The sequence below is a fragment of the Salinibacterium sp. NSLL17 genome (assembly GCF_015864935.1).
GTDB lineage: Bacteria > Actinomycetota > Actinomycetes > Actinomycetales > Microbacteriaceae > Rhodoglobus.
The window spans coordinates 1,635,185-1,654,138 of the sequence record NZ_JADYWH010000001.1; the positions used below are offsets into that span (position 1 = coordinate 1,635,185).

The window sequence follows — 18,954 nt, forward strand, 5'->3', positions numbered from 1 at the left end:
CCTTTAAATTCCGTCCAGAGAGGCGGGGAAGGAGGTCAGAATGTCTGTACGCACCGTCTTGCAGCATGCTGATATCACCCGAGCGTTGACTCGGATTTCCCATGAAATCCTTGAGTCCAATCGCGGTTCCGACGATCTCGTCATTCTCGGTATTCCTACGCGTGGGGTGACCCTCGCTAAGCGGATTGCGGCGATCATCCAGTCGGTCGACTCCACGTCCGTGACGTCAGGTGTACTCGATGTCACGATGTACCGCGATGATCTGGCTCAGAATCCCACTCGAGCAACTGGCCCGACCGACATTCCTGCGGGCGGCATTGACGGCAAGACCGTCGTGCTGGTCGACGATGTGTTGTATTCCGGGCGCACCATCCGTGCGGCACTCGATGCTCTGGGCGATCTCGGCCGCCCTCGCGCTGTGCGGCTCGCGGTTCTGGTCGATCGTGGCCACCGGGAATTTCCGATCCGGGCCGACTTTGTGGGCAAAAACCTGCCGAGCTCCATGGAGGAGCGTATTAACGTGCGCCTTGAAGAGATCGACGGATCGGATGAGGTGACGATCTGATGAGGCACCTACTCAGCACCCAGGGTCTGCCCCGCGACGAAGCTATTGCGATTCTCGATGTCGCCGAAGATATGGCAGCCGTCTCCGAGCGCGAAGTGAAGAAGCTTCCGACGCTGCGCGGCAAGACCGTGATCAACCTCTTTTTTGAAGACTCAACGCGCACGCGCATCTCGTTCGAAGCGGCGGCGAAGCGACTGAGCGCCGATGTCATCAACTTTGCGGCCAAGGGATCGAGCGTCTCCAAGGGGGAGAACCTCAAGGACACCGCTCAGACTCTCGCTGCCATGGGAGCCGACGCGGTCGTCGTTCGACACTGGGCATCCGGCGCTCCGAAGACCTTGGCCGATGCTGGCTGGATCGATGCCGGAATTGTGAACGCCGGTGACGGCACGCATGAGCATCCGACTCAGGCTCTGCTCGACGCTTTCACGATTCGTCGTCGTCTTCACGGGGCTGCTGCTCGGGGCAAAGGTTTGGACGGCGTGACCGTCACGATCGTGGGAGATATCGTTCACTCTCGAGTGGCACGCTCGAACGTGTGGTTGCTCACAACGCTTGGCGCTCACGTGACGCTCGTCGCCCCGGCGACTCTTCTTCCCGTGAACATCAGCGGTTGGCCTGTTGAGGTCTCTTATGACCTTGACCACGCGATCGCCCAGGGCCCCGACGTCATCATGATGTTGCGAGTGCAGGCCGAGCGCATGAAAGCAGCATTCTTCCCTAACGCACGCGAGTATTCACGGCAATGGGGTCTCAATGATGAACGGATGGCGGCCCTGCCAACAAGTAGCATGGTTATGCACCCTGGGCCGATGAACCGCGGCCTAGAAATCTCGGCTGGAGCCGCGGATTCGCCACAATCGACAGTGCTCGAGCAAGTGGCGAATGGCGTCTCGGTCAGAATGTCGGTGCTGTATCACTTGCTGTCCGGAGCTGTGGAGCGGTGAGCGCGGGATTTATGCCTGCCGCCCCTGATTGCGTACTAATCCAGAGAAGAGGACTCTCGTGAGTATCAGAATCGTTAGCGCCACGCTGCCCAACGGTGAGCGCGCCGACTTCACGATTGAGCGCGGCGTTTTCACCGACGCGACATCCGCTGATCGCACGATTGATGCCTCAGGCCTGCAGGCTCTGCCCGGACTTGTTGATCTCCACACTCACTTGCGTGAACCTGGCTTCGAGCAGAGCGAAACGGTGCTTTCGGGCAGTCGTGCTGCTGCGATGGGTGGCTTCACCGCCGTCTTCGCTATGGCCAACACCATGCCGGTTCAAGACACCGCTGGAGTTGTTGAGCAGGTTCAGTCGCTCGGTATTGATCACGGGTACGCGACTGTGCGCCCCATCGGCGCTGTCACCGAAGGGCTTGACGGCGTCAAGCTTTCGGAGATCGGTGCCATGGCCAATTCGCGAGCCGGCGTGCGCGTTTTCTCCGATGATGGCAAGTGCGTTCACAACGCGTTGCTCATGCGTCGCGCGCTCGAATATGTGAAGACGTTTGACGGTGTTGTCGCTCAGCATGCTCAGGAGCCGACGCTCACTGTTGATGCGCAGATGAACGAGGGCGCAGTATCCAGTGAGCTTGGTCTTGCGGGCTGGCCTGCCGTCGCAGAAGAGTCGATCATCGCGCGCGACGTGCTCCTCGCCGAACACGTGGGGGCACGCCTCCATATCTGTCACCTGTCGACCGCTGGCTCGGTTGACGTCATCCGCTGGGCTAAGGCTCGCGGAATTGCTGTGACGGCAGAAGTGACGCCTCACCACCTGCTTCTCACTGAGGAACTTGTGCGCGGCTACGACGCTCGCTTCAAAGTGAACCCGCCTCTGCGTCGTGACGAAGACGTTCACGCGCTTCGTGCCGCTCTCGCCGACGGAACCATTGACATCGTCGCTACCGACCACGCGCCGCACCCGCCAGAGGCAAAAGAGTGCTCGTGGGCAGAAGCCGCGTTTGGCATGGTCGGTCTTGAATCCGCTCTCAACGTTGTTCAGCAAGCTGTCGTCGATACTGGTCAGTTGAACTGGACGGATGTCGCGCGCGTTCTTTCGCAGAAGCCGGCCGAGATCGGTCGCCTCGACGGCTACGCGACCCCGTTCGCTCTCGGCTCGGCCGCGAATCTCGTGCTGCTCGACCCGAGCGCACGGTCAACGTTCTCGACCGAATCCCTGCGGGGCAAGAGCACGAACTCGCCCTACCTAGGCCGCGAACTCCCTGGCCGAGTGATGACCACCATCCACAACGGCTACGAAACCGTTCGCGATGGCGACGTCGTCGATGCGACTGAGGTCGCTCAGCAGGCCAGACTGGCTGAAAGCGAGGCAGCGAATGTCTAAAGACGTCTCACTGCTCATCGTGATCGGCATCCTGGTTATCTTGCTGGCACTCATGGTTGCTGGCTGGTATTCACGAAAGCGACGACAGGCTCACATCGGGCTCCCGGTTGAACCGCCGGCTGACCTCGCCGACACTGACCTGCGGTTTAGCGGCAAGTACGTATCGACCACGGTTGCCGGCGATCAGCTCAACCGTGTGAACGTGCACGGCCTGGGTTTCCGGGCGAACTGTTTGCTCGAAGTGCATCCCGAAGGCATCGTCGTCTCGCGCGCGGGATCAGACGATCTCTGGCTTGCTCGTGACACAGTGCGCGGCATTTCCCGCGCTACCTGGACCATCGACCGTGTGGTCGAAAACAACGGATTGCAGGTGATCGAGTGGACGCTCGATGGCACTGCAGTCGATAGTTATTTCCGAATGGACGACCCCGAGACGTGTGAACGCGCTCTCGATACAGTCGTCGGCAATGAAAGGCAGTCCCTGTGACTTTTGAACCTGCAGTGCTCGTCCTTGAAGATGGCACACGCTATCTCGGTCAGGCCTACGGCGCACGCGGTCAACGCCTCGGCGAAGTAGTCTTCGCCACCGGCATGACCGGCTACCAAGAGACGATCACCGACCCCAGCTATGCGGGCCAGATCGTTGTCATGACGGCACCGCACATCGGTAACACCGGTGTGAATGATGAAGACCCTGAATCCTCACGAATTTGGGTCTCCGGTTTCGTCGTGCGCGATGCGAGTCGCGTGGTGTCGAACTACCGTGCCGATGGATCGCTGGATGACGACCTCGTCACCCAGAACATCGTCGGCATCAGCGGCGTCGATACCCGCGCGATCACCCGTCGCTTGCGCGACTCCGGCTCCATGCGCGGAGGAATCTTCTCCGGCGCGGATGCTGAACTCAGCGACGCCGAGCAACTTGCCGCGGTCACCGCCGCAGCACAGATGAGCGGCCAAAGCCTGTCGTCTGAAGTGTCGACATCTGAGGCCTACGTTGTTGCCGCAGTGGGGGAGAGCATCGGCCGCTTGGCTGTTCTTGACCTCGGAGTGAAGACGTCAACGCTCAACTACCTCGCCGAGCGAGGCTTCGACGTTCATGTGCTGCCCCAGACCGTTACTTTCGACGAGCTGCTGTCGATCGAGCCGGTCGCCGTCTTCTATTCGAACGGACCAGGCGACCCGTCGGCATCCGACGCTCACGTTGCACTCCTCACAGAGGTGCTCAAGAAAGGGCTTCCTTTCTTCGGTATCTGTTTCGGCAACCAGCTTCTCGGTCGCGCACTCGGCTACGGCACCTACAAGCTGCCGTTTGGCCACCGCGGAATCAACCAGCCCGTCATCGATGTGCAGACGCAGCGCACCGAGATCACCGCCCACAACCACGGCTTTGCTGTTGATGCTCCGGTCGGCGAGATCAGCCAATCACCGGCAGGTTTTGGCCGCGTCGAGGTCAGTCACGTCAACCTCAACGACAACGTTGTTGAAGGACTTCGAGCCCTCGATATCCCCGCATTTTCTGTGCAGTACCACCCCGAGGCGGCCTCAGGCCCCCACGACGCCAATTACCTTTTCGACAGGTTCCGCGACCTTGTCCTCGAGAACGCAAAGGACAGTAAGTAATGCCCAAGAGAGAAGATATTTCCTCGGTACTGGTCATCGGCTCCGGCCCGATCGTTATCGGTCAGGCCGCAGAGTTCGACTACTCCGGAACGCAAGCCTGCCGCGTGCTGCGTGAGGAGGGCATCCGAGTAATCCTGGTGAACTCGAACCCGGCCACAATCATGACTGACCCCGATTTCGCCGATGCAACCTACATCGAACCGATCACGTGGGAAGTCATCGAGTCGATCATTGCCAAGGAGCGTCCGGATGCGCTGCTGCCGACATTGGGTGGCCAGACCGCTCTCAACGCAGCGATCGAGCTCGACGCTCACGGCATCCTCGAGAAGTACAACGTCGAACTGATCGGCGCGAACCTCGAAGCGATTAACCGTGGTGAAGACCGCCAGATCTTCAAGCAGCTCGTGATCGATTGTGGGGCCGAGGTCGCGAAGTCCTACATCGCGCATACGGTTCCTGAGGCGGTTGAGTTCGCCGAGGATCTCGGATACCCACTCGTGATCCGCCCCTCCTTCACGATGGGCGGCCTCGGCTCGGGCTTCGCGTATTCACGTGAGGAACTGATCCGGATGGTCACCGACGGCTTGCACCAGAGCCCCACGACCGAGGTGCTGCTCGAAGAGAGCATCCTGGGCTGGAAAGAGTACGAGCTCGAGCTCATGCGCGACACGTCAGACAACACCGTTGTCGTGTGTTCGATCGAGAATGTTGACCCGGTCGGTGTTCACACCGGCGACTCGATCACGGTGGCTCCGGCGCTCACGCTGACCGACCGCGAGTACCAGAACCTTCGCAATATCGGCATCGACATCATCCGCGCGGTTGGCGTCGACACCGGCGGCTGCAACGTTCAGTTCGCTATCGATCCCGCTACCGGGCGAGTGATCGTCATCGAGATGAACCCCCGCGTTTCGCGGTCGAGTGCTCTGGCGTCGAAGGCAACGGGCTTCCCGATCGCCAAGATCGCAGCCAAGCTCGCCATCGGCTACCGTCTCGATGAGATCCCCAATGACATCACGAAGGTCACCCCGGCGAGCTTTGAACCGACCCTCGACTACGTCGTGGTCAAGGTTCCGCGGTTCGCGTTTGAGAAGTTCCCGGCGGCAGACACCCGCCTCACGACCACGATGAAATCGGTCGGTGAGGCCATGGCAATCGGTCGCAACTATTCGACCGCTTTGCAAAAGGCTCTTCGTTCACTCGAAAAGCGCGATTCGAGCTTCCACTGGAAGGGCGAAGTCGGCGACAAGGCTGAACTATTGGCTCTGTCGTCCATTGCGACCGATGGTCGTATCGTCACGGTGCAGCAGGCGATGCGCGCTGGCGCCACGACCGAAGAGGTCTTCGAGGCCACCAAGATTGATCCGTGGTTTGTCGATCAGATCGCTCTCATCAACGAAGTTGCGGTTGACATTGCGGATGCCGCAGAGCTGTCAGCCGCATTGCTCACGCACGCCAAGAACCACGGTTTCAGTGACGCGCAAATCGCTGAGCTTCGGGGGACCACTGAGGCAGAGGTTCGCGACCTGCGTTGGGGACTCGATGTGCGCCCCGTCTTCAAGACGGTCGACACGTGTGCCGGAGAGTTCCCGGCTCTCACCCCGTACCACTACTCAAGCTACGACTCCGAGACTGAAGTTGCCCCGAGCGATAAGACGAAGGTCATCATTCTTGGTTCCGGCCCGAACCGTATCGGTCAGGGAATTGAGTTTGACTACTCGTGTGTTCATGCCTCGTTCGCCCTCTCTGATGCGGGCTACGAGACCATCATGATCAACTGCAACCCCGAGACGGTCTCGACTGACTACGACACGAGTGACCGTCTCTACTTTGAGCCGCTCACGCTCGAAGACGTGCTCGAGATCGTCCACGCGGAAAGCCAGAGTGGCGAACTCCTCGGAGTGATCGTGCAGCTTGGTGGCCAGACGGCACTTGGTCTTGCTCAGGGTCTCAAGGATGCCGGCATCCCGATTTTGGGAACAACGCCCGAGGCGATCGACCTTGCCGAGGAACGTGGTTTGTTCTCCAAGATTCTCGACAACGCCGGGCTGCTCGCACCCAAGAACGGCACTGCCACGAACCAGACCGAAGCGATTGAAATCGCCGAACACATTGGGTTCCCGGTTCTCGTTCGTCCCTCGCACGTTCTTGGTGGGCGTGGCATGGAGATCATCTATGACTCCGAGGCTCTCGCTGACTACTTCGAACGGGTTCGCGATGTCGTCATCATTTCGCCGAGCTCACCGTTGCTCGTCGATCGGTTCCTCGATGACGCGATTGAGATCGATATCGACGCGATTTACGACGGCACTGAGCTCTACGTCGGCGGCATCATGGAACACATCGAAGAAGCCGGCATTCACTCCGGCGACTCTGCCTGCACCCTTCCTTCGGTCACTCTTGGCCGCGACGTGCTCAAGCGCGTGCGGGAAGCAACCCTCGCTATCGCGGAAGGCGTCGGCGTGCGCGGCTTGCTGAACGTGCAGTTCGCGATCGGTCAGGGCATCCTCTACGTGCTCGAAGCCAACCCGCGTGCCAGCCGCACGGTTCCGTTCGTATCGAAGGCACTTGGGATTCCGCTCGCGAAGGCTGCGGCTCTCGTCATGGCCGGTTCAAGCATCCGCCAACTCGTCGACAGCGGACTGCTGCCGATTCTTGACGGCTCGCAAGTACCGTCGACGTCGCCGGTCTCGGTGAAAGAAGCGGTACTTCCGTTCCGACGCTTCCGCACCGTTGAGGGCCAAGTCGTTGACTCGGTTCTCGGCCCGGAGATGCGTTCCACCGGTGAGGTTATGGGTATCGACTCGAACTTCCCCAAGGCATTCGCCAAGAGCCAAGAGGCTGCGTACGGCGGGCTGCCCGATAGCGGGTCGGTATTCGTGTCGGTTGCTGACCGCGATAAGCGTGCCGTCATCCTGCCGGTTCTGCGCCTTAGCCAGCTGGGCTTCACGATTCTCGCCACCGAAGGCACCGCCGAGATTCTCGCGCGCAACGGCATTGAGGCTCAGGTCGTGCGCAAGTACTTCATGGGCCAGGAAGCAAATGCTGCTGAACCGTCGATCGTTGAAATGATCAACGACGGCAAGGTGGATGTCGTGATCAACACGCCAAGCGGACGCAGTGCGCGTGCCGATGGCTACGAGATCCGCACCGCGACAGTCGCCGCCGACAAGCCGATCTTCACGACCATGGCCCAGCTTGCGGCCGCTGTCGCGTCGTTTGAAGCTATTCGCGACGGCTTTGATGTGCGTTCGCTTCAGGACTACGCCTTGGATCGCGCCGCCGAGCTCGAGAAGGTAGCCAACAATGCCTAGTTTCTCCTCACGGCTTGCGCAGACCTTCGAAGAGTTCGGGGGAGTGTGCATGGGAGTGGACCCGCATCCGTTCCTTCTCGAAAGCTGGGGCCTCTCCAATGACGCCCACGGCGTGCGCGAATTCGCCCTCCGTGCGGTGGATGCTGCCGCCGGCAACGTGGGAATGATCAAGCCCCAAGTCGCTTTCTTCGAACGCTTCGGGTCTGCGGGTTACGCGATTCTCGAGGAGTCTTTCGCCCTGGCGCGCTCCGCCGGTTTACTCGTGATTGCCGATGTGAAGCGTGGCGACCTGTCGTCGTCCGTCGATGCTTATGGGCAAGCCTGGCTGACGCCGGGCTCACCCCTGGAGGCCGACGCAATGACTGCCGTGGCCTATCAAGGAGTGTCGGAGCTGTCTGGGCCATTCGAACTTGCTCGCTCAGCGGGCAAAGGAATCTTCGTGCTGGCGGCAACCTCTAACGCTTCGGCGCACAGCATCCAATCGGCGCGAATCGCTGAAGGTGAACACGCGGGCGCGACTGTCGCCGCTAGTGTCGTGCGCGATGTGGCGGCCCTCAATACTGAAAGCGGGCTTGGATCGTTTGGTGTCGTAATCGGTGCGACGGTTGAGGTTGCCGACTACGGCATCCGCAACGGTGAACTGGTTGACTTGCCCATTCTTGCTCCAGGGTTCGGCGCTCAAGGGGCGCAGGTCGAGCAGGCCCGCGAACTGTACGGTGATGCCGTCGCGAATACGATCGTGACCGTTTCCCGCAGTGTGCTGCAAGAGGGTGCCAGCCAGATTCCGGCAGAGCTTCGATCGCTGCGCTCGCAACTTCGTGAGCAGGTTCGCTAATGGGACCTCGCCCGGAGCCACCCGCCGTTGACCGTGCAGCGGCATCTCGCGCGGCAATTGCCGCGCGACGCGCCCGGGCTTCTGTCAAACGTGAAGTTGCTGAGCGCGCTCGAACCGCCCTCAGCGTCGCTCGCACAGCATGGGCTCAGCCCGACAGCGCAGAAGCTCGACTGCTCGTGCGCGAACTACTCATGAGCGTTCCCTCTCTCGGGCCAACCCGGGTCGAATCGATCATGGCCGATCTGGCTATCGCCGATCGCAAACGGGTCGGCGGCCTCGGTCCGAAACAGCGTGAACGCCTCACAAATTACTTGTCAGAGCGTCAGGGGCCTGAGCCAACACGACTCGTTGTCTTGGCTGGTCCGACCGCTGTCGGCAAAGGTACCGTCTCCAGTTTTATCCGCGACAACCACCCCGATGTGCTGCTGAGCGTGTCAGCGACTACTCGTAAGCCCCGTCCGGGCGAGGTGAACGGTGTTCACTACTATTTCGTGACCGACGACGAGTTCGATTCTATGATCGCGAATAATGAATTGCTGGAGTGGGCGGTAGTCCATAATTCCTATCGTTACGGCACTCCACGACCTCCGATCGATATCGCACTCTCTGAGGGAAAGCGCGTGATGTTGGAGATTGATCTGCAGGGTGCACGCTCGGTGCGCAAGGTTATGCCCGAGGCACTTTTGGTCTTTCTTCTGCCGCCAACCTGGGAAGAATTGGTGCGCCGCTTGATCGGTCGCGGCACCGAGGATGCCGCAGAACAGAGCCGTCGTTTGGAGACCGCCAAGGTCGAAATGGCGGCCCAAGAAGAGTTCGATGTGAGAGTCGTGAACACAGAAGTAAGCCAAGCGGCTCAAGAAGTCGTAGAATTGATGGATGCGCCCGCTGGCGCGACCACTTCCCACTCCAAGGAGCACCCTCATGGCTGACAAGAACTCGGGCATCATTGATCCCCCCATCGACGAACTACTGTCGAAGGTTGACTCCAAGTACCAGCTCGTTATCTTCGCTTCGAAGCGCGCTCGCCAGATCAACGACTACTACGCTGACCTCCACGAGGGCAGCCTCTTCGACAACGTCGGACCGCTCGTAGATTCCACGATCGACGACAAGCCGCTGTCCGTTGCTCTCCACGAGATCAACGAAAACAAGCTCGAGCTCAAGCGCCTCAGCAACGAATAGAACCTTTCGGTGGCCGCGCTCAACATTGTCGTCGGTATATCCGGCGGAATAGCTGCCTATAAGGCGGTGTCCGTTGTGCGTGAGCTGGTGCTCGCGGGCCACGACGTTCATGTCGTGGCCACGAGCAACGCTCTCAAATTCGTGGGTCTTCCCACCCTTGAGGCCATCAGCCGAAATCCGGTTCACACCGACCTCTATGAGGGTGTGGACGAAGTACGGCATGTCTCTGTCGGCCAAGCCGCAGATGTCATCGTCGTCGCTCCCGCTACCGCGAATACGATCGCTAAGATCGCGACCGGTCAAGCGAGTGACTTCCTCGGCAACACCATCCTCGCGACCCGTGCGCCCGTCATTGTGGCGCCGGCGATGCACACCGAGATGTGGCAGAACCCGGCGACCGTCGCCAACATCGAGACGCTACGTTCGCGTGGCATCCGCATTGTTGGTCCAGAGTCTGGCCAGCTGACTGGTTCCGATAGCGGGCCCGGTCGGATGTCTGAGCCCAGCGACATCGTCGCCGCGGTCCTCGAAACCGTGGTCTCCTCGCGCGACCTCGTCGGTCGCTCGGTGCTGGTCACGGCGGGTGGCACTCGGGAACCCCTCGATCCTGTGCGCTTCATCGGTAATCGTTCGAGCGGCAAACAGGGCGTCGCTCTGGCAACGGCAGCCGCGGCGCGCGGCGCTGATGTCACCCTCATCGCCGCCAATCTTGAGGTTCCGCTTCCTGCCGGGGTTCGCTGCATCCAGGTGTCTACGACCCTGGAGTTGCAATCAGCGGTGCAGGCTGCAGCGGAGTCGGCCGATGCCATCGTTATGGCGGCGGCGGTTGCTGACTACCGCCCAGCCGAGACTGCTCAATCGAAGATCAAGAAACGCAGCGATTCGAGCACCCTCGAGTTGCGTCTTGAAGAGAACCCCGACATTTTGCGTGGTCTCGCGGCAGAGAGCCCCGAGAGCCAAATCGTCGTGGGCTTCGCTGCGGAGACTGAGCCTCAAGACGCTGCGCTGCTTGAGTTGGGCCGCGCAAAGATCGCCCGTAAGGGCTGTGACTTCTTGGTCATCAACCGCGTCGGGTGGACTGAAGGTTTTGCCTCAGACCGTAACACCGTGATCGTCATCGATAAGGTCGGCGATAGAGTGGGTGAGGCAAGCGGAAGCAAGTTGTCGGTGGCTCACCGCATTCTGGATCTTGTGTTCGCAGCCCGCTGACATCCATTCATCACTACCGGAGACGGCTTATGACTTCGCCCCTGCGCACCTTCACCTCAGAGTCTGTTACCGAGGGACACCCCGACAAGATCTGCGATCAGATCAGTGACAGCATTCTTGACGCTTTGCTCGAGGAAGACCCGAATGCTCGGGTCGCTGTTGAGACTCTCGTGACAACGGGGCTCGTGCATGTCGCCGGTGAAGTGACGACAACCGGCTACGCCGACATCCCCGCGATTGTGCGTGATCGCATTTCCTCCATCGGTTACAACTCGTCTGATGTTGGCTTTGACGGTCGTTCGTGCGGTGTGTCCGTCTCTATTGGTGCACAGTCACCCGACATCGCTCAGGGTGTTGACCGTGCGCTCGAAGCGCGTGAAGGCAATTCAACAGACTCGCTGGATGTCTTGGGCGCTGGCGACCAGGGCGTCATGTTCGGGTACGCCACTAATGAGACTCCGCAGCTCATGCCCGCCCCTGTCTGGTTCGCTCACCGCATGGCCGAGCGTCTCGCGGCTGTGCGCAAAGAGGGGCTTGTCGACTACCTGCGTCCCGACGGAAAGACTCAGGTCACCGTGGGCTACGAGGGATCGGTGCCGCGCAGCATTGAAACCGTCGTGTTATCGACGCAGCATTCGCCCTCGGTGTCAACCGCTCAGTTGCGCCGTGAGATCGAAGAACTCGTCGTGCGACCGATTGCGGAAAGCTCGGGCCTCGACCTGTCGAATCTGCAATCAATCGTTAATCCCAGTGGCCGTTTTGAGATTGGCGGCCCTCAGGGCGACGCCGGTGTCACCGGTCGTAAAGTCATTGTGGACACCTACGGTGGGGCATCCCGTCACGGTGGGGGAGCATTCAGCGGTAAAGACCCCTCGAAGGTAGACCGCTCGGCAACCTATGCCATGCGCTGGGTGGCGAAGAATGCGGTTGCCGCAGGTCTTGCTGATCGTCTCGAAGTGCAGATCGCGTATGCGATTGGCCGGGCAGCACCCGTCAGCCTGTACGTCGAAACCTTCGGCACCGGCCATGTGTCGGACGAGGCCATTCTGGGCGCGATCCATGAGGTCTTCGATCTGCGCCCGGGCGCGATCATCCGCGATCTCGATCTCTTGCGTCCCATTTACGCGAAGACTGCAACCTACGGTCACTTCGGTCGTGAGCTTCCTGAGTTCACCTGGGAGCGCCTTGACCGCGTTGAGGCTCTTCGCGGGGCCGCCGGGCTGTAGAGATGAGTGAAGCATCCATCGCTCGGGTGCTCATTGATTCGCCGCTGCCCCAACTCGACAGACTCTTTGACTACGCGGTTCCCGAGAAGTTTCGTGCCGAGGCGCGCGCTGGCGTTCGCGTCAAGGTGCCGCTGCGCACGCTCGGCCGGCTTGTGGAGGGCTGGATCGTCGAGCTCACCGACACCGTCGCCTACGCCGGCAAACTCAGCGAGCTTGAAGCAGTAATCTCCCCGTTCCCCGTGTTGTCTCCCGAGGTGTGGACACTAGCGCGCACGGCGGCGGATCGAGCGGCGGGCAACGCAGCTGATGTGCTGCGGTTGGGCATCCCGAAACGTCATGCTCGGGCGGAGAAGTCACTTCTCGACCCCACGACGGTGACGTACGAACCGCTCCCTGAAGCACGTGCAGTGTCGTACTTCGACGCGGGTGCCATCGGCACTCTTATCGCCGAGCACAAGCGGGCCGCGCTGGCCGCACCGACCGGCGTAGCGGAGGTCGCTCCCGGCGTGTGGGTTGGCCGTTGGGCTGTCACGATGGCCGAACTCGCCTCGCAGGCTCTTGCTGGCGGCACGACTGCGATTCTGGCGACCCCCGACTTTCGTGATCAGGAACAACTTGAGGCAGCCGTCGCGGCTCTGCTGCCCGCTGAGCGCGTGTTGAGATTGGATGCTCGCCAGAGCGTTCAGAAGCGCTACGGCAACTTTCTGCGCACCCACGAAGACACCCCGTTCGTCATCATCGGCAATCGTTCCGCGGTGTATGCACCCGCGTCTAACCTCGGGCTGATCGTGGTGTGGGATGACGGGGATCCGCTCTACAGCGAGAACCTCACGCCCTACATCCATACGCGGGATGCCGCGCTGCTCCGCCAAGAGCAACAACAGTGCTCGCTGGTGTTCATGAGCCATTCGCGCAGCACCGAAGTGCAACGACTCGTTGAAGTCGGGTGGTTAGCGGCCATCAGCCCCGGCGGCATCCGACCGCCAAAGGTGATTCCCACCGCAAACCAGGAGAGCCAGGACCGCCTCGCAGCCCTTGCTCGTATTCCCTCATCAGCGTGGAAGGCGGCGCGCGCCGGGCTCGACGAAGGTCCCGTGCTCGTGCAGGTGGCGCGCCCCGGCTACGCACCCCGCTTGGCCTGCGCCGAGTGCTCGCAGACTGCCCGCTGCACCACGTGCGCCGGGCCGCTTGCGCAACACTCTGCCTCCGCCACTCCCAGCTGTGTCTGGTGTGGCGCGCTTGCCGTCAAGTGGCGCTGTCGCGAATGTGACGGCACCCGACTGCGCATGGTGGGGTCGGGCACCGGCCGTACCGCGGACGAACTGGGGCGCGCCTTTCCTGGCTATCGAGTGATCGTCGCCGACGGCGAGCATCAAATCCTCACGGTGGCGAACGAACCTTCGCTCATCATTGCCACTCGCGGTGCAGAGCCGATCGCGGAGGGCGGCTACCGCGCCGTCATCCTGCTTGACGGTGCCGGAATGTTGGCGCGAGAGAGTCTGCGCGTCGCCGAGGACTGTCTGCGCGCGTGGTCAAATGCGATTGCTCTCGGCGCTGACGGCGTCCCCTCCGTCGTGGTCGGGGTCGGCGGTTCACTCGCGACGGCACTTGTCACGTGGCGCCAAGAAGATTTCGCGCAAGCGGAACTCGCCGATCGCCGTGAGTTGCGGTTTCCGCCGGCAGTGCGGGTCGCGACTCTCACGGGAAAAATTCCGCTCGTTTCGGATGCGATTAGCCAGCTGCCGGTCGCTCCGCTCGATGTGCTCGGCCCCGTCGATCTGCCCGAAGGGCTGGTTCGCACCATCATCCGTTTCGACTACAAAGACGGAGCAGCCGTCGCTGAGCAACTCAAAGCACTCGTGGTGGCGGCCACGACAGTCTCCCGCAGCAGCCGCAAACCGGGGGCTCCACGCTCCAGCCAGCCGGCGCCAGGGCTACGCGTTCATCTCGACGATCTGGAGCCGTTTGTTGACCTGTAGCCCCAGCGTGCACCCGTTCGGGCCATTTCGCGAGACAATTGGGGGATGACTTCGTTGCGACTTCTTTTTGCCGGTAGCCCCGAGGTTGCTGTTCCCAGTCTCGACGCGCTCTTGAACTCCGAGCACGAGGTAGCTGGCGTCCTCACCCGCACCGACTCGCCGCAGGGCCGTCGACGCGTCATGACATCGACGCCGGTGGCCGCGCGCGCTGAAGAAGCGGGGATCAGCGTGATTCGCGCCAATCGGCTCGACGCCGCTGCAGCATCCGCGATTACTGACCTCACCGTTGATCTGGGCGTCATTGTGGCCTATGGCGGGCTTGTTCCGGCCTCAGTTCTCACGATTCCGCGGCTCGGGTGGATCAACCTCCATTTCTCTCTCCTGCCTCAGTGGCGCGGAGCCGCCCCGGTGCAGCGCGCGATCATGGCGGGCGACACCGTCTCAGGCGCAGCGGTCTTTCAACTCGTCGAACAGCTTGATGCTGGCGACGTTTTCGCGACGATGACTGAACCGATTGGCGCCCAGCAAACAGCAGGGTCGCTCCTGCAACAGTTGTCCTTCTCGGGCGCTGAGCTGCTCAGCCGCGTGGTCGACTCCATCGGCGCAGGCACTGCCACCGCAGTTCCGCAAACCGGCGATGTGACTCTCGCGCCCAAGCTGTCGCTCGAAGACGGCCGCATTGACTGGACAGAGTCCGCTCAGACAGTGCACAACCGCATTCGTGGCGTGACGCCAGAACCCGGTGCCTCGACGACAATCGACGGAGCACGACTCAAGGTTCTCGAGGCCGCGATCGCTCGCGACGTCCCGACGCTCGCGCCGGGGCACTTCGATTTCGTCGGCAAGAAGGTGCTGGTCGGTACCGCAACCGAACCCCTTGAACTTCTCCGGGTCCATCCCGAGGGACGCAAAGCAATGGATGCCGCAGCCTGGTGGCGCGGCCTTAACTCAGAATCAGAGGTGGTGGCTTCGTGAGCTACGCACAGTCAGCCCGTCGGGTCGCGCTCGACGTCATCATGGCGGTGCGCGAGTCGGATGCGTACGCGAACCTTCTTCTTCCCGTGCACCTGGAGCGCGCGAAACTCTCGAGCGCGGATGCCGGCCTTGCCACCGAACTGACCTACGGCACGCTGCGCATGCAGGGCTATTACGACGCGGTGATCGCTCAGGCGGCCGGCCGCGACGTGTCCAAGATCGACCCGCCTGTGCTCGACGTGTTGCGCCTCGCCACGCACCAGTTGCTGTCGATGCGCGTTCCCTCGCACGCGGCAGTGGATGAGTCGGTGCGGCTCGCTAAGACGATCGGATCGCGTTCCGCGGTCGGGTTTGTCAACGCGGTGCTGCGTGCGATCACGAAGCACGATGCTGATACGTGGCGCGAGCGAGTGATTGGTGCTGCAAGCTCGGGGGAGCAAGCCCTTGCGGTGGCGTATTCCCATCCGTTGTGGGTGACCCGGGCTTTCCGGCAGGTATTGGTCGCTGAGGGTCGCGAAGCTGAGCTCGAAGGTTTGCTCGCAGCAGACAATGTTCCGGCCCGGGTATCGGTCGCGGCGCTTCCTGGATTCTCGGAGGTCGCCGACATCGACATCACGCCGGCAGAATATTCGCCCGTTGGCGGAACTTTGCGTGAAGGAGACCCGTCGAAGAACTCGGCTATCGCCGCAGGGCGCGCTCGTGTGCAAGACGAAGGCTCCCAGATTGCGGCACTCGCGCTCAGCCGCGCTCGGCCCATCGTGGCCGGGGAGTCGTGGCTCGATATGTGTGCCGGACCGGGTGGCAAAGCCGCTCTGTTGGCCGCGGAAGCTCTGAAGGGTGGTGCCGTGCTCACCGCCAACGAACTGATTCCGGCCCGCGCCAAGCTCGTTCGCAACGCCCTCGCGGTCTTCGACGCTCCGCCTGTGGTCTGGGAGAAAGACGGCATCGATATCGGCGAGGAGCATCCCGAGCAGTTTGATCGCATCCTTCTCGATGCGCCGTGCACCGGCCTCGGTGCGCTACGCCGTCGCCCTGAAGCTCGCTGGCGCAAACAACCCGGCGATGTCGCTCAGCTGGGCGCGATTCAGACGGCGTTGCTGCAATCAGCATTGAAGGCACTCAAGCCGGGCGGAGTGTTGGCGTATGTGACCTGCTCGCCTCATGCCGCCGAGACAAAGGCGATTGTCGGTTCTGTGCTGCGCAAGGCTGAGGGCATCACCAAGATGGATACGCCCTCCGTGGTTCAGAGTTTCTCGAAAGCAGAACTCGACCTGCCGGAGGCAACTCATGTTCAGCTGTGGCCACACCGTCACGGAACAGACGCCATGTTCATCCAACTCCTTGTCAAAGCAGACTCCTAGATAGGCTCTCGGTATGTCAGTGCGCATTAGCCCCAGTATTCTCGCCGCCGATTTCGTTAACCTTGAGCGGGATATCGCGAAGATTTCGAATGCGGATTTCGTCCACGTCGACATCATGGACAACCATTTCGTGCCCAACCTCACGTTCGGTCTCCAAATGACAGAGCGTATTCAACAGGTCTCGTCGATTCCGCTCGATGTGCACCTGATGATCACCGATCCCGACCGCTGGGCCCCCGACTACGCCGATCTCGGTGCCTATGGTGTTACTTTCCACGCCGAGGCGGCAGCGGATGCGGTGGCCCTCGCCCGCACGCTGCGGGCGAAGGGTGCGCGAGCGGGCATCGCGGTCAAGCCGGGCACCGCCATCGAGCCGTACCTCGAGTTGCTCGAGGAATTCGACCAGGTTCTCGTGATGACGGTCGAACCGGGTTTTGGCGGCCAAAGCTTTATGGAAGAGACAATGCCGAAGCTGCGACAGCTGCGGGAGCTGGTCGACAAGCGCGGTCTCGACGTGTGGCTCGAAGTTGATGGCGGTGTCGATGAGCGCACGATTGAGATTGCCGCAGCTGCGGGTGCCGACACCTTTGTCGCGGGCTCCTCGGTGTATCGCGGAGACGATCCCTCGTTGCGTGTCTCAGAACTTCGTGAGCGCGCGAGCGCGCACCAGCACTGATCATCGCCGCCGCGTGACCACGCCGCCGAGAGCGAACATGGGCTCACGCGGCATCCACTAGCGCCGGTTTTAGTTTTGTTTCTGGTTGACTGGTCATATGACCGATTCAGGAAAAACTAAGCCAGAGGTCGAGTTCTATGCGGGCGATGCCCCCACCGAACTCGTCATTATTGACATTGAAGAGGGAACCGGCGCCGAGGCAACTGCTGGTTCCACCGTTGACGTGCACTACTTGGGCGTCGACTTTGAGACTCTCGAAGAGTTCGACTCCTCGTGGAGCCGCGGCGAGTCCATCAACTTCCCGCTGATGGCGCTCATCAGTGGTTGGCAAGAAGGAATCCCCGGCATGAAGGTGGGCGGCCGTCGCCAGCTCATCTGCCCGCCGCACCTCGCTTACGGTCCCGCAGGCGGAGGGCATCAGCTCTCCGGCCGCACGTTGACCTTCGTGATCGACCTGCTCGGCACGAACTAGTAACCCCACGTTCGAGTCATGCGGCAAGGGACCGCCCTCCGGGGCGGTACCCTTGACGTGTGAAAGACTTCGACGCACTTTTTGCTGAACTCAGCCGCAAAGCGGTAGAACGCCCGGCCGACTCCGGTTCGGTTGCCCTATTGGATGCCGGAGTGCATTCGATCGGCAAGAAGATTGTGGAAGAGGCTGCCGAAGTATGGATGGCAGCCGAGTACCAGTCGGATGAAGAAACCGCAGACGAAATCTCCCAACTCATTTATCACCTTCAGGTTCTGATGGTTGCTAAAGGGCTCAGCCCCGAGGACGTGTGGCGACATCTCTGATGTCCCTACGACCACTTTTCGCACCAACTGACTGAGAGCTGACATGTTAAGAGTTGCAGTGCCCAACAAGGGTTCACTGAGTGAGACCGCTTCCGAAATGCTGTACGAAGCGGGCTACACGGGCCGTCGCGATCCACGCGCGTTGAATGTGCGTGACGACCGCAACGGCGTCGAGTTTTTCTATCTTCGCCCTCGCGACATCGCGACTTACGTGGGCTCGGGAGCGCTCGACGTAGGAATCACCGGCCGAGACCTCCTGCTGGATTCCGGATCCACCGCGACAGAGATCGCCAGCCTCAACTTTGGCGATTCCACGTTCCGTTTCGCCGGGGAGCCTGGCCGCTTCACTGAACTTTCCGATCTCAACGGTGTTCGCGTTGCCACGAGCTACGCCGGGCTCGTCGGTGCCTTCCTCGAACGCAATGGCGTCACGGCAGAGCTCGTCAGCCTCGACGGTGCCGTTGAATCTGCGATCCGACTTGGTGTTGCGGATGCCGTGGCCGACGTCGTGTCGACAGGCTCAACCCTGCGCGCGCAGGGCCTCGAAATTTTCGGCCCCGTGATCCTCGATTCAACTGCTGTGTTGATCAGTTCAGGCAACGAGGTTGAGGGCAGCGCCACGCTCCAACGCCGCCTGCAGGGTGTGCTTGTCGCCCGCCAGTATGTGTTGATCGACTACGACGTGCCGGTAGCCCTCCTCGAGGCTGCGACGAAGGTGACTCCCGGTATCGAGAGTCCAACCGTTTCTCCGCTCCAAGACCCCGCGTGGGTTGCGGTGCGCTCAATGGTGCGTCGCGTCGATACCAATCAGGTGATGGACGAGCTTCACGCGGTTGGGGCGCGAGCGATCTTGGTCAGCGCGATTCACGCAGCGAGGATCTAA

18 protein-coding genes are annotated in these 18,954 nt (G+C 61.3%); all 18 read left to right on the forward strand.

Features of this window, described 5'->3' with window-relative positions; all coding sequences use genetic code 11:
• Nucleotides 1-40 precede the first annotated feature (40 nt).
• The 18 genes from pyrR (at nt 41) to hisG (ending at nt 18,954) form a co-directional block, all read left to right on the forward strand.
• A complete protein-coding gene (gene pyrR / locus I6E51_RS07960) occupies nt 41-565 on the forward strand; it encodes a bifunctional pyr operon transcriptional regulator/uracil phosphoribosyltransferase PyrR (RefSeq protein WP_197109911.1) in 525 nt (174 codons plus the stop codon).
• Entirely contained in the window at nt 565-1,512 is a 948-nt protein-coding gene (locus I6E51_RS07965; RefSeq protein ID WP_197105694.1) for an aspartate carbamoyltransferase catalytic subunit, read from the forward strand. Before pyrR ends, I6E51_RS07965 begins: the two co-directional genes overlap by 1 nt.
• Nucleotides 1,513-1,570: 58 nt before the next feature.
• Nucleotides 1,571-2,896: a dihydroorotase gene (locus I6E51_RS07970; RefSeq protein ID WP_197109912.1), complete on the forward strand. Its 1,326-nt coding sequence runs from the start codon at nt 1,571-1,573 to the stop codon at nt 2,894-2,896.
• Nucleotides 2,889-3,383 carry a hypothetical protein gene (locus tag I6E51_RS07975; protein WP_197109913.1) on the forward strand — a complete coding sequence of 165 codons (495 nt, stop codon included), beginning with the start codon at nt 2,889-2,891 and terminating at the stop codon, nt 3,381-3,383. The genes I6E51_RS07970 and I6E51_RS07975 overlap by 8 nt, the downstream gene beginning before the upstream one ends.
• Nucleotides 3,380-4,519, forward strand: a complete 1,140-nt coding sequence (gene carA / locus I6E51_RS07980; RefSeq protein WP_197109914.1) for a glutamine-hydrolyzing carbamoyl-phosphate synthase small subunit — start codon at nt 3,380-3,382, stop codon at nt 4,517-4,519. The genes I6E51_RS07975 and carA overlap by 4 nt, the downstream gene beginning before the upstream one ends.
• On the forward strand, nt 4,519-7,833 hold the full coding sequence (gene carB / locus I6E51_RS07985; protein WP_197109915.1) for a carbamoyl-phosphate synthase large subunit: 3,315 nt from the start codon (nt 4,519-4,521) through the stop codon (nt 7,831-7,833). Before carA ends, carB begins: the two co-directional genes overlap by 1 nt.
• Nucleotides 7,826-8,668 (forward strand): orotidine-5'-phosphate decarboxylase, encoded by an 843-nt coding sequence (gene pyrF, locus I6E51_RS07990; protein ID WP_197105689.1) that lies wholly within the window; start codon nt 7,826-7,828, stop codon nt 8,666-8,668. Before carB ends, pyrF begins: the two co-directional genes overlap by 8 nt.
• Entirely contained in the window at nt 8,668-9,597 is a 930-nt protein-coding gene (gene gmk, locus I6E51_RS07995; RefSeq protein WP_197109916.1) for a guanylate kinase, read from the forward strand. Before pyrF ends, gmk begins: the two co-directional genes overlap by 1 nt.
• Nucleotides 9,590-9,850, forward strand: coding sequence for a DNA-directed RNA polymerase subunit omega (gene rpoZ / locus I6E51_RS08000; RefSeq protein ID WP_197105687.1), 261 nt, complete (start codon nt 9,590-9,592; stop codon nt 9,848-9,850). The genes gmk and rpoZ overlap by 8 nt, the downstream gene beginning before the upstream one ends.
• A gap of 9 nt (nt 9,851-9,859) precedes the next feature.
• Nucleotides 9,860-11,059 (forward strand): bifunctional phosphopantothenoylcysteine decarboxylase/phosphopantothenate--cysteine ligase CoaBC, encoded by a 1,200-nt coding sequence (gene coaBC / locus I6E51_RS08005; protein WP_197109917.1) that lies wholly within the window; start codon nt 9,860-9,862, stop codon nt 11,057-11,059.
• 29 nt (nt 11,060-11,088) lie between these two features.
• A complete protein-coding gene (metK, locus tag I6E51_RS08010) occupies nt 11,089-12,285 on the forward strand; it encodes a methionine adenosyltransferase (RefSeq protein ID WP_197109918.1) in 1,197 nt (398 codons plus the stop codon).
• Nucleotides 12,286-12,287: 2 nt separating this feature from the next.
• Nucleotides 12,288-14,264: a primosomal protein N' gene (locus tag I6E51_RS08015; RefSeq protein WP_197109919.1), complete on the forward strand. Its 1,977-nt coding sequence runs from the start codon at nt 12,288-12,290 to the stop codon at nt 14,262-14,264.
• A 54-nt stretch (nt 14,265-14,318) separates the two neighbouring features.
• Nucleotides 14,319-15,239 carry a methionyl-tRNA formyltransferase gene (gene fmt / locus I6E51_RS08020; RefSeq protein WP_197110173.1) on the forward strand — a complete coding sequence of 307 codons (921 nt, stop codon included), beginning with the start codon at nt 14,319-14,321 and terminating at the stop codon, nt 15,237-15,239.
• On the forward strand, nt 15,236-16,600 hold the full coding sequence (locus tag I6E51_RS08025; protein WP_197109920.1) for an RsmB/NOP family class I SAM-dependent RNA methyltransferase: 1,365 nt from the start codon (nt 15,236-15,238) through the stop codon (nt 16,598-16,600). Before fmt ends, I6E51_RS08025 begins: the two co-directional genes overlap by 4 nt.
• Nucleotides 16,601-16,613: 13 nt before the next feature.
• Nucleotides 16,614-17,276, forward strand: a complete 663-nt coding sequence (gene rpe, locus I6E51_RS08030) for a ribulose-phosphate 3-epimerase (RefSeq protein WP_197105682.1) — start codon at nt 16,614-16,616, stop codon at nt 17,274-17,276.
• 97 nt (nt 17,277-17,373) lie between these two features.
• Nucleotides 17,374-17,748, forward strand: a complete 375-nt coding sequence (locus I6E51_RS08035; RefSeq protein WP_197105681.1) for an FKBP-type peptidyl-prolyl cis-trans isomerase — start codon at nt 17,374-17,376, stop codon at nt 17,746-17,748.
• A 59-nt stretch (nt 17,749-17,807) separates the two neighbouring features.
• Nucleotides 17,808-18,071, forward strand: coding sequence for a phosphoribosyl-ATP diphosphatase (locus I6E51_RS08040; protein ID WP_197105680.1), 264 nt, complete (start codon nt 17,808-17,810; stop codon nt 18,069-18,071).
• 43 nt (nt 18,072-18,114) lie between these two features.
• On the forward strand, nt 18,115-18,954 hold the full coding sequence (hisG, locus tag I6E51_RS08045) for an ATP phosphoribosyltransferase (protein ID WP_197105679.1): 840 nt from the start codon (nt 18,115-18,117) through the stop codon (nt 18,952-18,954).